Genomic DNA, 15,362 nt, shown 5'->3' with positions numbered 1-15,362 from the left:
ATGTAATATTTATTAGTTCAGAATACTATATACAATTATGAAAGCAATAATTTTGGAGGATGGGAATTGAAAAAAAGGCTCATTAAAAAAATATTCATGGTATCTGTATTAATGCTTATAGCCATTGGAGTATCTATTTTTAGCAATTATGGATACAGAGGAGCTTTTGTAATATTAAACAAAAAGCTGCCTATATATTCTGTGGATACAAAAGAAAAAAAAGTAGCCCTGACTTTTGATGTGAGTTTAGGTGAAAATGATTATACTGATTCAATATTGGATTCACTGGATAAATATAATATCAAAGCTACATTTTTTGTGGTAGGTGATTGGGTGGAAAAAAATCCTGACAAGCTAAAGGAGATATATAAAAGAGGACATGAAATAGGGAATCATTCCAATAGACACCCAAATATGATTAATATATCTCAAGCAAAGATCATTCAGGATATAAACATAAATGAAGCTAAAATAAGAAATACAATAGGATCAGGCACAAAGCTTTTTAGGTGTCCCGGGGGAAGTTATAATGACAAGGTAATAGAGACCGTAGAGAATTCAGGATATTATTGTATACAATGGAATGTAGACAGTATAGATTGGAAGGAGCAGGGAAAGGATCTGGAATACTCCAGGGTAGTAAAGAATGTAAAACCGGGTTCTATAGTGCTGTTTCACACTAGTGCCAGGTATACACCGGAAAATCTGCCTAAAATAATAAAAGAATTGCGGGAAGAAGGGTATGAATTTGTCAAGGTAGGGGATTTGATTTATAAGAACAATTACAAATTGAATGGTAATGGCAGGCAGATAGCCGAGTAATAATATATCTTATATATAGCAGTTATTGAAAAATAACATAAATATGTATTATAATGTCAGTGGGTAGAATTAGTATAAAAAACTATATCCTGTTTAAAATAATTTTAGATTATACTTTTGCAGGAGGTAATGTCCATGAAGGTTATAAAAATTATTTCAAGTAATGATAATTTTGAAAATCATCTGATGAATCTATTGGAGTTGGCTAATTTACAATATAATTTTCTTAAAAGCAAAAACGGGGAAAAGGAAATAAAATATGTTGTATTAAATTCTATAAATGAAAGACATGATATTTTGGATGGACATTATTGTTTTATAAATATGGACTTAATGGATAAGATTGACGGTTCTCTAAATGTACAGGGGTACAACATCATAACTTATGGATTGGGAAGCAAAAATACAGTCACCATATCCAGTTTGGATTATAGCAGTGGATTTGTATATTGCCTGCAAAGGGACATTGTACAAAATGGACATAAAATAATCGGATCACAGGAAATACCTGTAAATATGGTTATTAAAGATGTAGATGAGTTATATGCAGTTATGATAGTTATAACAATGGGATTAATGAATGATAGATATATGTATGTGCTGCTGAAAAATAGGACATTTAAGATTTTAAATTAAATATTTGAATATTTACAAGTATATTTTTACTTCCTAATGAATAGTTATATGGTAATGGATATTTAAAACTAAGGGAAAGAGGGATTTATGATGGACAATTTAATGTTAAATAACAAGATTTATCTTGAAGGCAAAGTAGTTTCAGAATTAAAATTCAGTCATGAGATGTATGGTGAGGGCTTTTATACTTTTAATATTGAAGTCCCCAGGCTGAGTGAAAGCAAGGATGTATTATTTATTACAATTTCAGAAAGGCTCATAGGTGGGATGAATATTAGTCCTGGAATAGATATTGTAGTAGAAGGGCAGCTGAGATCATATAATAAATTTGTAGATGGAGCAAATAGACTGATACTCACCGTATTTGCGAGGAATATAGGTTTGTGCAAGGAAAAAAGCAAAAACCCAAATCAAATTTTTCTTGATGGTTTTATATGTAAAGAGCCAGTTTATAGGACAACTCCTTTTGGAAGAGAAATTTCAGACATGCTGTTAGCCGTAAATAGGGCCTATAATAAATCTGACTACATACCTACTATAGCATGGGGTAGAAATTCTAGATTCTGCAAATCATTGAAAGTCAGTGATAATATAAGAATTTGGGGGAGGCTGCAAAGTAGGGAGTATCAAAAAAAAATATCTGATACAAAAACCATAAAAAAAGTTGCCTATGAAGTCTCCATTTCTAAAATGGAAAAAGTAAATAAAAATGATGAAAGTCAGAAACAGGAGTATGAAGAAAAAGATTTTGATGAAGGTGAAGAAAATTTTCAAAAAGTGAAAAAAGAACAGCAAAACAATTTTGGAGAAAATGTAAAGGATAAACGCATATCCTAGTATACGGAATCAATATTAATGTAATTTTTAACAGCCATCTTATGATCAGATGGCTGTTTCAATTTTTATTTTCTTAAATCCGCTAATATTTTAGTTTTGTCCTTGGTGCTGTCATCTACCTTTTTTATTACCTTTGCAGGGGTTCCGGCAGCTACTACTCCGGCAGGTATGTCTTCTATTACCACTGAGCCCGCGGCAATAACAGAACCGTTTCCTATTTTTACTCCCTCTAAAATAACTGAATTAGCACCTATGAGTACATCGTCACCTATCTGACATGGTGACTTGCTAGGAGGCTCCAACACGCCAGCTACCACTGCTCCGGCTCCTAGATGAACGTTTTTGCCTAATTTACCTCTGGCACCTACTACTGCATTCATGTCAACCATGGTGCCTTCTCCTATTTCAGCTCCTATATTTATAACAGCTCCCATCATTACAACAGCATTTTTATCAATTTTAACCCTGTCACGTATTATAGCACCGGGCTCAATTCTTGCATCTATACTTATCAAGTCGATAAGTGGAATGGCTGAATTTCTTCTATCCTGCTCCATTCTGAAATGATCGATCTTTCCTCCGTTCTCTTTTAGAAATTTTGCTATTTCATCGCTTTCTCCAAAAATAATATGAAAATCACCGCTGCCGTAAATCTCTACTCCCTCTGAACTGTACTCCGATATATTTCCCTGGACGTAGAGTTTCACTGGTGTAGATTTTTTGGCTTCTTTTATATATTTGGCTATTTGATAGGGGTCCGTAAGATCATATTTCGATTCCATGTTAAATCATCCTTTCTTTTGTGTTTACATTTAACGAGTTTGAGTTCAAGCTTTCAATTTTAAACAAATTATAGCATACAAGTTTTTTAAAATCCACATATAGTTTTAGCTTGAAGATGTTTGCTGCAATTTATTTATCATTTTACCTATTTGTTCATGGGTGAATTCGTACGATTTGTTACAGAAGTTGCATTTTATCTCTTCCGATTTTCCCTCCTTGTAGATCTCATTTAAATCCTTGAGTCCTATGCTTATAAAAGCTCTCTCAACTCTTTCTCTGGAGCAGTCGCATCTATAAGAAGGTGATAGCTCATCCAATGTTTTTAAATCCATATCTTCAAATATATAATTTAATATATCATAAATATCTTTTTTTTGATCTAGCATGGTGGATATAGGTGGTATTCTCTGCAATTTGTAAGTGAGTGAATCCGACAGGTCTGTATCTGCTCCGGGCATCATCTGGATTATAAAACCACCGGAGGATTTTATACTTAAATCTACATCTACCAAAACCCCTAGTGCCACGGCAGAGGGAGTTTGTTCAGAAATCGTGAAATAATAAGCCAGATCATCTCCTATTTCTCCAGTCTGTATGGGAACCTGACTTGAATAGGGTTCTTTTAGACCAAGATCTCTGGTTACAGTTAAATTTCCATTTGTACCTATGATTCCTCCAACATCCAATTTACCTTTATTATTGGGAGGCAGATTTGCCATAGGATTTCCTATATATCCTTTTACATGCCCATCTGCATATGAGGTTACCAGTATACCTTTTGCACTTCCACCGCCTGATATTCTCAAGGTCAAACTGTCGCTTGACGATTTTAACATTGCCCCCATAAGACTTCCAGCAGTCAGCATTCTTCCAAAAGCTGCAGCTGCAGTAGGATAGCATTTATGAATGCTAACAGCTTCATTTACCAATTTTGTAGTAGAAGCAGCTATTATTCTGATACTGCCTTCTTTAGCTGTAGCGCTTACTAATTTATCTTCCATAATCAAATTCATCTCCCTGGTGCTAGTAATTATTTGTATTTTTTTACTATATATACTATTCTTTCAGAAATATCAGTTATGTTTTTATTTTGGTAATTGTCCAGTTTCCCTAGGATATTTAATCCACAGCTTTTCAAAATCTGTTCTATAGTATGACATCTATAAGCTCTTTCTCTGTGGTGCTCGTCAAATCGTTTGTACATATCCTGGTGCTTTATGAAAAAGGTAAGGTACATGTCCACAATTTCGTCTTCTAAATAATTTTCCCATATATAAGTTATTTCTTCATCATCATAGGTATAGATATTGTCACCTAATATGTTGGTGATCTTATAATAAGAATTTATATCAAATACAAATATCCCACTGGGATTGAGGTGGTTGAATACTCCTTTGAAATAATTCCGTAGGCTCTCTTCTTTTAACAGATAGTTTGTAGAATCAAGGCAGCAGGTTACTAGATCAAATTGCCTGTTTAATTTTAAATTGCTTATGTCTTCACATATCAAATTTGTCTTTAATCTTTTGTTTCTCAGTTTTTCATCAGCTTTACAAAGCATTTCACTGGATAGATCAACTGCCCAGCTGTTTTGAAAATAAGGTGCTATTTTTTCTGTCATATTACCTGTTCCACAGGCTAGATCTAAATAATTCTGGAAATTTACATTGAAAGTTCTACATAAATTCAGAATTTTTAAAGACCAGGTATGGTAATCAATGTCTTTGTTTATCAGATCATCATATATATGTGCAAATTTTCTATAACAATTCATTGATGCTCCGTTAAAAATTATATTTAAAACGGTTTTCTCCTTTCAATTTAAGTCATTATTATGAGCAGAGTATTTTTATATTATCCAGATGATACTGTATATTCTGGATTTAGGCTATTGTTCATTTTTGGTTGTTGCTATCTCATTATTTAATAGGGCTTCATTTTTAGGTATATTTAGTTCTTTTTTTCTCTTGGTCATCATACCACCGATTCTTCCAGTTTCCTCTGCTGTCAAACTGCTCCAGCCATAGCGATCTACTTTTTCTTTTAACCCCAATTCTTCCGCTATCTCGTATTTCAGTTTTTCTCTCAGTTTCTCAGCTTCTGTAAGTTCCCTGTTTGCTTTCAATTTTGCTTTTATTATTTTCTTCAGCGGTGTTCTTGCCATTAATACCACCCTCCCACTTTTACTATAAATTATTTTTACCTCAAAAGCGAGATTTATACATAATTGAGATTGTGTTTATAAAAAATTAATTATCCACTCTACAATAATTATAATCTATATTTTAAATATTATATACACTTAGGCTGTATTTTATCAAGTTAATATTGAATTGTCATTATTGTAACTTAATGGTAAACAAAAAAATGTATTGAATATATATCAATTTATTGCTACAATTAAGGAAATTATAGTAAAAGATGAGTCCTTTTGCTGGACATGAGATGGATGGGAGGATTATAAAATAGGTTTATGAATATAGATGATTATATTGTAAGAAAGGCTGAAAAAGCCAGTTTGGCAGCGAGAATACTATCAAATGTTGGAACTGAAGAAAAAAATAAGGCACTGCTGTCCATGGCCAGACAGCTTAAAAAGAGTGAGGACAATATTTTGAGGGCTAATGAAGTGGATTTGAAGAATGCAAAGAAGTCAGGAAAAAATAGTGCATTTATTGATAGATTGTCTTTGGACGAAAAAAGAATAAATTCCATGTCGGAGGGCCTTGAAAAAGTTGCTTCTCTTCCTGATCCAATAGGAGAAGGAATAAAAACCTGGAAAAGACCTAATGGTCTGAGTATTGAGAAGATAAGAGTTCCTCTAGGTACGATAGGCATAATATATGAAGCCAGACCAAATGTGACCGTAGATGCTTCTGCACTATGTCTTAAAAGTGGGAATTCAGTCATCCTAAGAGGAGGAAAAGAGGCTATAAATTCTAATTCCACCATATACAATGTTATAAATAAAGCTGCCGTTGAATCAGGTCTTCCAGAAGGATCTATGGAATTTATCGATGTTACTGAAAGAGATGCGGTGGAAGTTTTAATGAAACTCAATGAGTTTGTGGATGTTTTAATACCAAGGGGGGGCAGAGGGCTTATAAAGTCAGTTGTAAAAAATTCAACTGTGCCTGTTATTGAAACAGGGGCTGGAAATTGCCATGTGTATGTGGATGCACAGGCAGATTTGGATATGGCGGAGAAGATAGTTGTAAATGCCAAAGCTCAGAGACCGGCAGTTTGTAATGCCATGGAGACATTACTTGTCCATAAGGATATAGCTGAAAAATTTTTGCCTCATCTGGGTAATACTCTGAAAAAACTAAATGTTGAGATAAGAGGATGCAGTAAAACGCAAAAATTGATTCCAGATATAAAATTGGCTTCCGAGGAAGATTATGAAACGGAATTTTTGGATTTGGTTCTGGCTGTAAAAGTGGTTGATTCAATAGATGAAGCTATAGATCATATTTATAAATACGGTACAAAGCATTCTGAGTCCATAATAACTGACAATTACACCTCCTCACAGAAATTTTTGAAGGAGGTAGATGCAGCTGCGGTATATGTGAATGCTTCTACCAGGTTTACAGATGGCGGTGAATTTGGATTTGGTGCTGAAATAGGTATAAGCACTCAAAAACTCCATGCCAGGGGACCTATGGGCTTGAATGAGCTGACTACTACTAAATACATGATTTATGGAAATGGACAGACAAGAAAATAGATTTTAGTCTGTAAGGCAGATTATTTTTAAATTAAACTTTTGGATATTGATAATATGCAGAGGTTTAATTTTTTACTGTTTTTGATTTCCATATTTAAATACAAGGATGAAGGAGTGTTTTAAAATGAGATTTATAGAGTTGAGAAGTGATACCGCCACCCAGCCGACCCAGGCTATGAGGGAAGCCATGTATAATGCAGAAGTGGGGGATGATGTATATGGTGATGACCCCACTATGAAGGAACTTGAAGAGTATGCACCTAAACTTGTAGGTAAAGAAGCAGCACTGTTTGTGCCAAGTGGCACTTTTGGAAACCAGCTCTCTCTTTTTACACACTGTAAGAGAGGAACAGAAGTTATACTTGGAGATGACTGTCATATTGTAATGCATGAGGTGGGCGCAGCTTCTGTTATTGCGGGGGTTCAGCTTAGAACTTTAAAAACCAGCGGTGGAGAAATGAATCCCGATGAAGTAAGAAGTACAATAAGAGCTGAAAAAGATATACATTATCCAGAAACAGGACTTATATGTATGGAAAATGCATATTCTGATGGAAGGGTGCTTTCTTTAAAAAATATGTCTGAAATATATAGCATTGCCCGAAAATATAATATACCGGTTCACCTGGATGGGGCCAGGGTATTTAATGCAGCTTCCTACCTGGGGGTGGATGTGAGGGAAATAACAAAATATTGTGATTCCGTGATGTTTTGTCTGTCGAAAGGCCTATGTGCTCCAGTGGGATCTATGCTGGCAGGTTCTAAAAGTTTTATTGAAAAAGCTAGAAAGTGCAGAAAACTTATGGGCGGCGGATTAAGGCAGGCAGGTTTTCTGGCAGCAGCGGGGCTTGTAGCTTTAAAGAAAATGGTTGGAAGACTGGGAGAAGATCATGAAAATGCTCTTTTGCTGGGTGAAGAATTATCTAAAATACCGGGAATAAAGGTGAATATGAAAGACATTCAGATAAACATGGTTTTCTTTGATATGTCCGAAACCGGTTATGACAGTGGTAAATTAGTTAAGGAATTTTACAAAAATAGAATTAAAATAAATCCGGAAGAAAACGGAAAAATGAGATTTGTAACCAATTACTGGGTGAAAAAGCAAGATATACCTTATATTATAGAGACTTTTAAAAAAGTACTTAATGAAAATTGCAACTAAAAGAGGATGGTTTTATGTTGAAAGAGTTTAAAGAGTTTGCCATGAGGGGAAATGTTATAGATCTGGCAGTGGGAGTTATAATAGGGAGTGCATTTGGCAAAATAGTATCGTCTCTTGTAAGTGACATTATAATGCCTTTGGTTGGGCTGCTTATCGGGAAAGTGGATTTTTCCAATTTGTTTATTGTGCTTGGAAACGGAAGCTTTAATACTATAGCTGAGGCCCAAAAAGCAGGTGTGCCTACTTTGAATTACGGTATTTTTATAAACAATATAATAGATTTCTTGATAATATCATTTTCAATATTTATTTTTGTAAATCAAATAAACCATTTTTCAAAGAGGAGAGAAAAAGAAAAACCTGCTTCCGTTAAGAAATGCAAATATTGTTACAGTGAGATCCCCGCAGAGGCAACCAGATGTCCCCACTGTACTTCCAGACTTGAAGATGAAGTGTAAATTGTATTTGTTATAAGGATTTTTTAGAAAATCATGTTATTGACTTATCTTTTTTATAGCTGTATATTTAATAATAAATATTTTAAATTTTTGGGGCACATAAAGGCAAATTGTTTTAATTTTGGACAAATTGTTTTTAAGATTATTCTAAAAGGAGGGCTTTTTGATGTCAGAATCATATGTATTTTATGATGGAAAAATTGTAGATGAAAGTGAGGTAACTATAAGCATAAGATCAAAGGCATTTAACTATGGTCTGGGATGTTTTGAAGGTATAAGAGCTTATTGGGATGAGGATGAAAAGCAGCTTTATGGGTTTAGGCTAAAAGATCATTATGTAAGGTTACTTCAATCTGCAAAAAGTTTTAATTTGAATATTCCTTATAGTGTAGATGAATTATGTAAATTTACAGTTGAGTTATTAAAGAAGAACCAATTTAAGCAGACTGTTTACATAAGGCCTGTGGTATTTGATGGAGGAACCAATTTAAATCCGACTCTTTCGGATGCAGAACCCAAATTCCTTATATATTGTCAACCTTTAGGAAAATTTGCGGGTAAGGAGGAATTAAGTGTCTGTATATCTTCGTGGAGAAGATTGGAGGATAATATGCTGCCTCCAAGAACAAAACCCACTGCAGCTTATCTGAATTCTGCTCTGGCATCTCTGGAGGCAAATCAGAGCGGATATGATGAAGCGCTATTTTTAACTGGAAGTGGACATGTTTGCGAAGGACCGGGAGAAAATGTTTTTATAGTTAAAAAAGGACAATTAATTACACCTCCACCTTCTGACAATATACTGGAAGGCATAACTAGAGATCTGGTCATAAGATTGGGAAGAGAAGAACTTGGAATTGATGTTGTAGAAAGAAGTATTGCCAGGACAGAACTGTATGCATCGGATGAGATATTTTTTAGTGGAACTGCTATGGAAGTTACACCAATAGTAAAGGTGGATAATAGGATTGTGGGTACAGGAAAACAGGGAGAAGTTTATAAGAAAATCAAGGAACTTTTCTTTGGGCTTACTACGGGCAAGAATCCTAAATATGTGAAGTATTGTACACCTGTTTACTAATTGTATAGAAAAGAGTGGGACATAAAGTTCCACTCTTTTCTATGTATCCGCCCAGTTAATTTTAAAATAGGGTTACCATGAAATTGATAATAAATTTCTGGGATTTTTAGTTTAAATTGAAGATATTAGAAATATTGTTGCAGATACTGCTAAAATTAACATTATAAAAAAAGTTATAATGGCAGTTTTAACATGTCTGTTTCGTAGTTCTATTGGCGAAAGTTGTTCTTTCATGTTAAAATAACTCCTTTTTAATTATAATTTTAATTGTAATTAATTATACAATAAATATATTTTAAATTCAATAAAAGCGGAGATATTATGAAAAAAAATGTGAGGTAGACATCAGAAGGAATATAAAGTAAAATAATAGTTATATGATTAGAGTAATGTGAGAGGAAAACTAACATGGAGTTTTATTCCTTATTTTTGATTGCACTGGCGCTTTCACTGGATGCTTTTGGTGTTTCACTTTGTATAGGACTAAATGAAATCATAACTAGAAAAAATAAAATTCAGTTCATAATTTCTTTTGGATTTTTTCAATTTTTTTTTGCAATATGTGGAGCCTATGCAGGATTTTTATTTAATAAATATATTGCTTCTGTACCGGAGGTTATAGGGGGGGCGTTAGTACTTATCATAGGAATACTAATGCTTAAAGATGGATTGAAGAGTAAAGAAGAATGCCTGTTTATTAAACCTGAAATGGTAATAGTACTTGGAATTTCAGTGAGTATTGATGCCTTGGTGATTGGATTTACTACTTTAAATGATATAGAGAGTAATTTAAGTGTACTATATAGTACTTTGTTTATAGGTATGACTACATTTTTAATATCTTTGGCTGCCTTCCTGATTTCAAGGTATCTTCGAAAAATACATATTGTAAGTAAATATGCGGATTATATAGGCGGCATAATACTTATTATATTTGGCATTAAGATGATGTTTTTTTAAGAGAAATTCGGGGTGAGTTTATGGACGCAGAAAAATGTCTAAGAAAATATGATATAAAGGTCACAAAAGCAAGGTTGAACATTTTAAATCTATTGTCGAAAATGGAGGATGCAGTAAGTGCTGAAGAAATATTAAAAAAATTTACAGAAAAAGATATAAATGTGGATTTATCTACAATTTATAGAACTCTGGAACTGTTTGAGGTTAAAAAGATTATAAGGAAAATTGATTTAGGACAGGGAGAGTACAGCTATGCTATAATAAAGGAAAATCATAAACATATATTACAATGTAAAATATGTCATAAACAGATAGAAATAGATTGCCCTATGCAGCAGGTAGAGGAGATTATAAAAAATAAAACAGGTTTTGTATTTGTAGAAGAAAAGCTTGATTTTAAAATAAAAGGTATATGTAAGGATTGCAGAAAAAAGATGAAGAAAAATATGAATTAGAAAGCATCTTGCTGAAGGGTTACTTGGGCAGGATATACTTTTTTAACTTTCCATACACCTCTGTTGTTTTTTTCTAAAAATACGGTATATCCCACTTTTCTATGAGGGGAACGGCTCGATATACCCTCGAACTTAATAAACGCAACTGCACCATTGGAAAATGATGTAGTCATGTCTTGCATGTCATATACCTTGTATTTGTTGAAAATTCCAGTTGTAAAATAATGTGTAACAGCATAATCAATGTCTGTACATTTATTTGATGTATATATATTTTTTGATATTATGATAGTTACTGTAATCAATATAATTGCGGATACAAGTTTTTTCATATTCTACCTCCATATATTGGAAACTTTTTTTAATACTATAATACCTAAAAAGCAGTCATAAGTAAATACCAACTTTATAATTGTATATATGATTTTAAATAGTAAAAAGGAAATTACTACAGAAAACTTTGTTGAGGTGGGACAATGAGACTAGAATTTATAAATAATGTTAGAGAAAAGGATATATTGGGGAAAAGTATATTGACCAGTGAAGGACAAGTTTTGCTGAAAGCAGGAGTAAAATTAAATGATAATTATATAAATAAATTAAGGAAATTAGGTGTATTTTATCTATATGTGGAGGACGAAAGGCTAGGAGATGTGGAGGTTGAGGATGAGAAATTAACTGAATTAAAACAATTCACCATAAAGAGCATGTCGAACATACTTGCGGATATACATGATTGCAATGGCAAAAAACTGATGGAATCCTTAACCGATGTAGAGGATATGATAAGTTATATAATTGAGATTGGAGATATCAACAAAAGCCTTTATGATATAAAAACTTATGACAACTACACTTTTATTCATTCAGTGGATGTATGTATCATGGCTTCTTTTTTAGGTGTTTCTGCTGGATATGATAATTACGCTTTAAATGAAATTGGAGTAGGGGCGGCACTGCATGATGTAGGTAAAACTAAAATTCCAACTTCCATATTGAACAAAAAAGATAAGCTTACAGAGGAAGAGTTTCGTGAGATAAAAAAACATCCTATATATGGTTCACAATTATTAAAAAAAAATGTCTCTATTTCTAATAACATAATAAAAATAGTAGAGCAGCATCATGAAAGAGTGGATGGAAAAGGATACCCTTATGGTCTAAGCAGTAAACAGATAGTACCATCTGCAAAACTTGTTTGTATATGTGATGTATATGATGCAGTGAGCAGTGATAGATGTTATAGAAAAAAGTTTAGGCCTAATGAAGCGTATGAACTCATACTTTCCGGGAGTGGAAGCAGTTTCGATCAAAGGATGGTATCTTATTTTAAGAACACTTTTGCCATTTATCCACTGGGTTGTTGTGTAAAGTTGTCAAATGGTGTTGAGGGCTATGTTATAAGACAAAATAGAGGATTTCCGGACAGACCTGCGGTAAGAGTACTTTATAACAGCAAAACCAGGGAAACTGTACCATCTTTTGAAGTGGATCTGATAAAAAATACTGACCTGGTTGTAAACTCCATAGTGTGAATCAAAGTGTATACAAAGATTTGTAAAGTGTATAATAGATCTAGATATGTTTAAATTATTGTATATACAAATTTTTTAGGAGATAAACATGAATTCGTACGTTGATGGTCTAATAGATAGACTGTATAAAATTTATAATTTTAATATTATAGAAATTGAACAGCATACAGGGGTATGCAGCAAATGGGCAGTTTACAGCCAGGCTGAGGATGGAAATACTTTAAATGTAATGCTCTTTTCTAATATAAAAGATTATGAAGATATAGCTGTGGAAGATATAATATACAGTTTGCAAAGATCTCTTCAAAATGAGAGTATAAAATTAATACAGGTAGTTATAGACAAAAAATATGGTGTGACGCAGGACATCAATAATCCACAATGGGACTATAAAGTTAATCCACATTGTGGGATGATCTTAATAAGGCCTGATTTGAATCAGGTAGTATATTGTACGGAAGATGCGAAAAATTTAGCGGTTCAAATATCAGGGGCACTTCATTATGTGCGTCAGAAAGATAGAAAAGCCATAAATGGAAGAGAAATAAGCAAGTTTATTGTTACCTACATCCTTATAGCTCTAAATGTACTGGTTTATTTCATGACTTCATATCTTTCAGGAAATATATTTGACAGCAATTTGAATGTACTTGTATTTATGGGAGCCAAAGTTAATTCGCTTATAGATAGTGGACAGTACTACAGATTGTTCAGCTGTATGTTTTTGCATGCAGGTATAGTACATTTGGGGGTAAACATGTACTCTTTATATATAATGGGTACTTTTATTGAAAAAATATACGGTAGATTTAAGTATATAATAATATATTTTATTTCAGGAATTATTTCATCTATCACAAGCTATATATTTTCACCTTCCATTTCTGTAGGAGCTTCAGGAGCTATATTTGGACTTTTAGGTGCCGCTTTGATATTTGCACTTAAAATGAAACATCAAATAGGTAAAGAGTTTATTATGAATATAATGTCCGTAATTGCAGTAAACCTGATAATAGGATTTTCTATAGCAAATGTGGACAATTTTGGACATCTGGGTGGACTTGTGGGAGGCATTGTCATGAGCTGGTTATTGACTCTGGATAAATTTTCTTAATGCCCAGATGGAGAAAGTCTTTTTTATTGACAGACTCCACCTGAGTCAAATAATCACTTAATTATTTGAGTGTAGTTGAAAGTTTCAAATTATCCAGATCCACTGAATACAGAGTTTCTTTTTCTAAAAGCAGTTCTGTTATTCTTTTAAGACAATGTCTGTTTTCGATTATAATATTTTTAACTTCTCCATATATGGAATCCATTAATTTTTTACATTCTTTGATTATTTCATCCTGATTTATATTCAAGTCATAGAGTTCCTGCATATTTAAAAGGCCCAATGTTTTTCCCATACCGTACTGAGTTATCATATTAAAGGCTATATTGGTACTGCGCTGCAGGTCATTGCGGGCTCCTGTAGTAATATAGTTGGGACCAAATATCACTTCTTCAGCGGCTCTCCCGCCGAGAAGCACCATTATCCTCCTCTTTAAATAATCTTTATTTTCATAAAGCTTGTCTTCTGGAATACTCAGCGTATATCCGCCTGCGCCCTTGGTACTGGGAATGATTGTGATTTTGGATATTTTTTCGTTTGGCAGTATTTTCAGAGATGCCAATGCATGTCCAACTTCATGATATGCAGTTATTTTTCTATCTACATCTCTTATATAAGCCCTGTTTTTCTTTTCATATCCCGCCAGTACTATGGAAAAGGCCTTGTCCATATGCATGTTTTCAATAGTTTCACTATTTTCCTTACAGGCAATTATAGCAGCTTCATTTATCAAATTTTCAATTTTTGCGCCTGAAAAATAAGAAGTTTTTTGAGCCCACTCATGTATGTCTATGTTACCCGTTGGCTTATTTTTCAAATGAAGATCTATGATTTTTTCCCTTGAGGCAATATCAGGAAGAGTTATCTCTATATGTCTGTCAAACCTTCCTGGTCTCAAAAGGGCTGGATCCAGCATATCTAATCTATTGGTTGCAGCTATAACTATAATGCCTTCTTTTTCGTTGAATCCGGACATCTCTGTGAGAAGAGCATTTAAAGTCTGGTCTCTTTCGTCAGAACCACCGGAGCTGTTTGAAGCAGCCCTTTTTTTACCAATAGCATCTATTTCGTCTATAAATATGACAGCTTTTCCCTGACTGCTATTTCTGGCCTTTTTAAACAATTGCCTTATGCGGCTGGCTCCAACACCTACATATACCTGTATGAAGTCAGAACCTGAAACAGCGTAGAAAGGAACATTTGCCTCACCTGCAACAGCCTTTGCAAGAAGGGTCTTTCCTGTGCCTGGCTGTCCATAAAGCATAATGCCCTTGGGCATTCTGGCTCCATAGGAGGCATATTTTTCTGGATTTTTCAAAAAATCCACTACATCTTTGACACTTTCCTTTGCTTCTTCATTGCCGGCTACATTTTTAAAATTATAACTGGAATCTTCAACAGCAGTGGCATCAAGAGAATCCAGGGAAAATACTCTTTTGGAAGCTCTTTCAGAAGATCTCAGTGACATAATTATGATGGATACAGCTGAAATCACCATTAGAGTAATGGGATATGCCTGCCTGCTGTTTACAGGATAACTTTCAATTACATTTATTCCACTTCGCAAAAAAGTTTCTTTAGCGTCAGGAGTTCTGGGATTATCAGTTTCATAGGTTGTACCATTTTTCAATTGTACCCTTATTTTAGAAGAATCTGTTAAATAAATTGAGGATATATTTTTACTGGATAAATCTTTCTCAAATAAAACAAATGATTTGTAATTTATAGAATTATTGTTATAATTCATAAATACCAGCAAACCAAGGGAAAGCAGGAATACTAAAAT

The 15,362-nt window shown here is 33.5% G+C and carries 17 protein-coding genes; 11 read left to right on the top strand and 6 right to left on the bottom strand.

The features are described 5' to 3' along the window. Nucleotides 1-66 precede the first annotated feature (66 nt). The 3 genes from pdaB to CLLU_RS15640 all read left to right on the top strand — a co-directional run bounded on the left by pdaB (nt 67) and on the right by CLLU_RS15640 (nt 2,295). The gene (gene pdaB, locus CLLU_RS15650) at nt 67-822 is read left to right on the top strand and encodes a polysaccharide deacetylase family sporulation protein PdaB (protein ID WP_420536055.1); all 756 of its coding nucleotides are present in this window, start codon (nt 67-69) and stop codon (nt 820-822) included. 135 nt (nt 823-957) lie between these two features. Then, nucleotides 958-1,458, top strand: a complete 501-nt coding sequence (locus CLLU_RS15645; RefSeq protein ID WP_106010711.1) for a hypothetical protein — start codon at nt 958-960, stop codon at nt 1,456-1,458. Nucleotides 1,459-1,548: 90 nt separating this feature from the next. Continuing rightward, nucleotides 1,549-2,295, top strand: a complete 747-nt coding sequence (locus CLLU_RS15640) for a single-stranded DNA-binding protein (protein ID WP_106010710.1) — start codon at nt 1,549-1,551, stop codon at nt 2,293-2,295. 65 nt (nt 2,296-2,360) lie between these two features. On the opposite strand, the gene dapD is transcribed toward CLLU_RS15640, so the two are convergent. From dapD to CLLU_RS15620, 4 genes are all read right to left on the bottom strand, one after another. Next, complete coding sequence (gene dapD, locus CLLU_RS15635) at nt 2,361-3,077, bottom strand: 2,3,4,5-tetrahydropyridine-2,6-dicarboxylate N-acetyltransferase (protein WP_106010709.1); 717 nt, start codon at nt 3,075-3,077, stop codon at nt 2,361-2,363. A gap of 105 nt (nt 3,078-3,182) precedes the next feature. Next, nucleotides 3,183-4,079: an Hsp33 family molecular chaperone HslO gene (hslO, locus tag CLLU_RS15630; RefSeq protein ID WP_106010708.1), complete on the bottom strand. Its 897-nt coding sequence runs from the start codon at nt 4,077-4,079 to the stop codon at nt 3,183-3,185. A 29-nt stretch (nt 4,080-4,108) separates the two neighbouring features. Further along, on the bottom strand, nt 4,109-4,852 hold the full coding sequence (locus tag CLLU_RS15625; RefSeq protein WP_106010707.1) for a class I SAM-dependent DNA methyltransferase: 744 nt from the start codon (nt 4,850-4,852) through the stop codon (nt 4,109-4,111). A 114-nt stretch (nt 4,853-4,966) separates the two neighbouring features. Beyond that, nucleotides 4,967-5,242 (bottom strand): alpha/beta-type small acid-soluble spore protein, encoded by a 276-nt coding sequence (locus CLLU_RS15620; protein ID WP_106010706.1) that lies wholly within the window; start codon nt 5,240-5,242, stop codon nt 4,967-4,969. 309 nt (nt 5,243-5,551) lie between these two features. Between CLLU_RS15620 and CLLU_RS15615 the strand changes: the two genes are divergently transcribed. The 6 genes from CLLU_RS15615 to CLLU_RS15590 all read left to right on the top strand — a co-directional run bounded on the left by CLLU_RS15615 (nt 5,552) and on the right by CLLU_RS15590 (nt 10,927). Then, nucleotides 5,552-6,808 carry a glutamate-5-semialdehyde dehydrogenase gene (locus CLLU_RS15615; protein ID WP_106010705.1) on the top strand — a complete coding sequence of 419 codons (1,257 nt, stop codon included), beginning with the start codon at nt 5,552-5,554 and terminating at the stop codon, nt 6,806-6,808. Between the two features lie 124 nt (nt 6,809-6,932). Then, nucleotides 6,933-7,973, top strand: a complete 1,041-nt coding sequence (gene ltaE / locus CLLU_RS15610; protein ID WP_106010704.1) for a low-specificity L-threonine aldolase — start codon at nt 6,933-6,935, stop codon at nt 7,971-7,973. A 14-nt stretch (nt 7,974-7,987) separates the two neighbouring features. Then, the gene (gene mscL, locus CLLU_RS15605) at nt 7,988-8,431 is read left to right on the top strand and encodes a large conductance mechanosensitive channel protein MscL (protein ID WP_106010703.1); all 444 of its coding nucleotides are present in this window, start codon (nt 7,988-7,990) and stop codon (nt 8,429-8,431) included. A 166-nt stretch (nt 8,432-8,597) separates the two neighbouring features. Further along, on the top strand, nt 8,598-9,512 hold the full coding sequence (locus CLLU_RS15600) for a branched-chain amino acid transaminase (RefSeq protein ID WP_106010702.1): 915 nt from the start codon (nt 8,598-8,600) through the stop codon (nt 9,510-9,512). Between the two features lie 408 nt (nt 9,513-9,920). Continuing rightward, nucleotides 9,921-10,472, top strand: coding sequence for a manganese efflux pump MntP (locus tag CLLU_RS15595; protein WP_106010701.1), 552 nt, complete (start codon nt 9,921-9,923; stop codon nt 10,470-10,472). A gap of 20 nt (nt 10,473-10,492) precedes the next feature. Then, nucleotides 10,493-10,927 carry a Fur family transcriptional regulator gene (locus CLLU_RS15590; RefSeq protein ID WP_106010700.1) on the top strand — a complete coding sequence of 145 codons (435 nt, stop codon included), beginning with the start codon at nt 10,493-10,495 and terminating at the stop codon, nt 10,925-10,927. Here the strand turns inward: CLLU_RS15590 and CLLU_RS15585 are convergent. Beyond that, nucleotides 10,924-11,259: a hypothetical protein gene (locus CLLU_RS15585; protein ID WP_106010699.1), complete on the bottom strand. Its 336-nt coding sequence runs from the start codon at nt 11,257-11,259 to the stop codon at nt 10,924-10,926. The genes CLLU_RS15590 and CLLU_RS15585 overlap by 4 nt on opposite strands. 144 nt (nt 11,260-11,403) lie before the next feature. Here CLLU_RS15585 and CLLU_RS15580 point away from each other — a divergent pair, with 144 nt between their 5' ends. Continuing rightward, nucleotides 11,404-12,462 carry an HD-GYP domain-containing protein gene (locus CLLU_RS15580; protein WP_106010698.1) on the top strand — a complete coding sequence of 353 codons (1,059 nt, stop codon included), beginning with the start codon at nt 11,404-11,406 and terminating at the stop codon, nt 12,460-12,462. Between the two features lie 88 nt (nt 12,463-12,550). Continuing rightward, nucleotides 12,551-13,576: a rhomboid family intramembrane serine protease gene (locus CLLU_RS15575; protein WP_106010697.1), complete on the top strand. Its 1,026-nt coding sequence runs from the start codon at nt 12,551-12,553 to the stop codon at nt 13,574-13,576. Nucleotides 13,577-13,637: 61 nt separating this feature from the next. On the opposite strand, the gene CLLU_RS15570 is transcribed toward CLLU_RS15575, so the two are convergent. Next, a partial coding sequence (locus CLLU_RS15570) for an ATP-dependent metallopeptidase FtsH/Yme1/Tma family protein (protein WP_420866707.1) occupies nt 13,638-15,362 on the bottom strand: 1,725 nt, incomplete at its 5' end.

The organism is Clostridium luticellarii, assembly GCF_002995845.1.
GTDB classification, from domain to species: domain Bacteria; phylum Bacillota; class Clostridia; order Clostridiales; family Clostridiaceae; genus Clostridium_B; species Clostridium_B luticellarii.
The sequence above is the reverse complement of the archived record's forward strand: the minus strand, read 5'-3'. Positions and strand labels throughout refer to the sequence as shown.

Bases quoted from the DNA above. Each gene is read 5' to 3' on its own strand.
- CLLU_RS15645 (WP_106010711.1), top strand. From the start codon at position 958: ATGAAGGTTATAAAAATTATTTCAAGTAATGATAATTTTGAAAATCAT.
- CLLU_RS15640 (WP_106010710.1), top strand. From the start codon at position 1,549: ATGGACAATTTAATGTTAAATAACAAGATTTATCTTGAAGGCAAAGTA.
- dapD (WP_106010709.1), bottom strand. From the start codon at position 3,077: ATGGAATCGAAATATGATCTTACGGACCCCTATCAAATAGCCAAATAT.
- hslO (WP_106010708.1), bottom strand. From the start codon at position 4,079: ATGGAAGATAAATTAGTAAGCGCTACAGCTAAAGAAGGCAGTATCAGA.
- CLLU_RS15625 (WP_106010707.1), bottom strand. From the start codon at position 4,852: ATGAATTGTTATAGAAAATTTGCACATATATATGATGATCTGATAAAC.
- CLLU_RS15620 (WP_106010706.1), bottom strand. From the start codon at position 5,242: ATGGCAAGAACACCGCTGAAGAAAATAATAAAAGCAAAATTGAAAGCA.
- CLLU_RS15615 (WP_106010705.1), top strand. From the start codon at position 5,552: ATGAATATAGATGATTATATTGTAAGAAAGGCTGAAAAAGCCAGTTTG.
- ltaE (WP_106010704.1), top strand. From the start codon at position 6,933: ATGAGATTTATAGAGTTGAGAAGTGATACCGCCACCCAGCCGACCCAG.
- mscL (WP_106010703.1), top strand. From the start codon at position 7,988: ATGTTGAAAGAGTTTAAAGAGTTTGCCATGAGGGGAAATGTTATAGAT.
- CLLU_RS15600 (WP_106010702.1), top strand. From the start codon at position 8,598: ATGTCAGAATCATATGTATTTTATGATGGAAAAATTGTAGATGAAAGT.
- CLLU_RS15595 (WP_106010701.1), top strand. From the start codon at position 9,921: ATGGAGTTTTATTCCTTATTTTTGATTGCACTGGCGCTTTCACTGGAT.
- CLLU_RS15590 (WP_106010700.1), top strand. From the start codon at position 10,493: ATGGACGCAGAAAAATGTCTAAGAAAATATGATATAAAGGTCACAAAA.
- CLLU_RS15585 (WP_106010699.1), bottom strand. From the start codon at position 11,259: ATGAAAAAACTTGTATCCGCAATTATATTGATTACAGTAACTATCATA.
- CLLU_RS15580 (WP_106010698.1), top strand. From the start codon at position 11,404: ATGAGACTAGAATTTATAAATAATGTTAGAGAAAAGGATATATTGGGG.
- CLLU_RS15575 (WP_106010697.1), top strand. From the start codon at position 12,551: ATGAATTCGTACGTTGATGGTCTAATAGATAGACTGTATAAAATTTAT.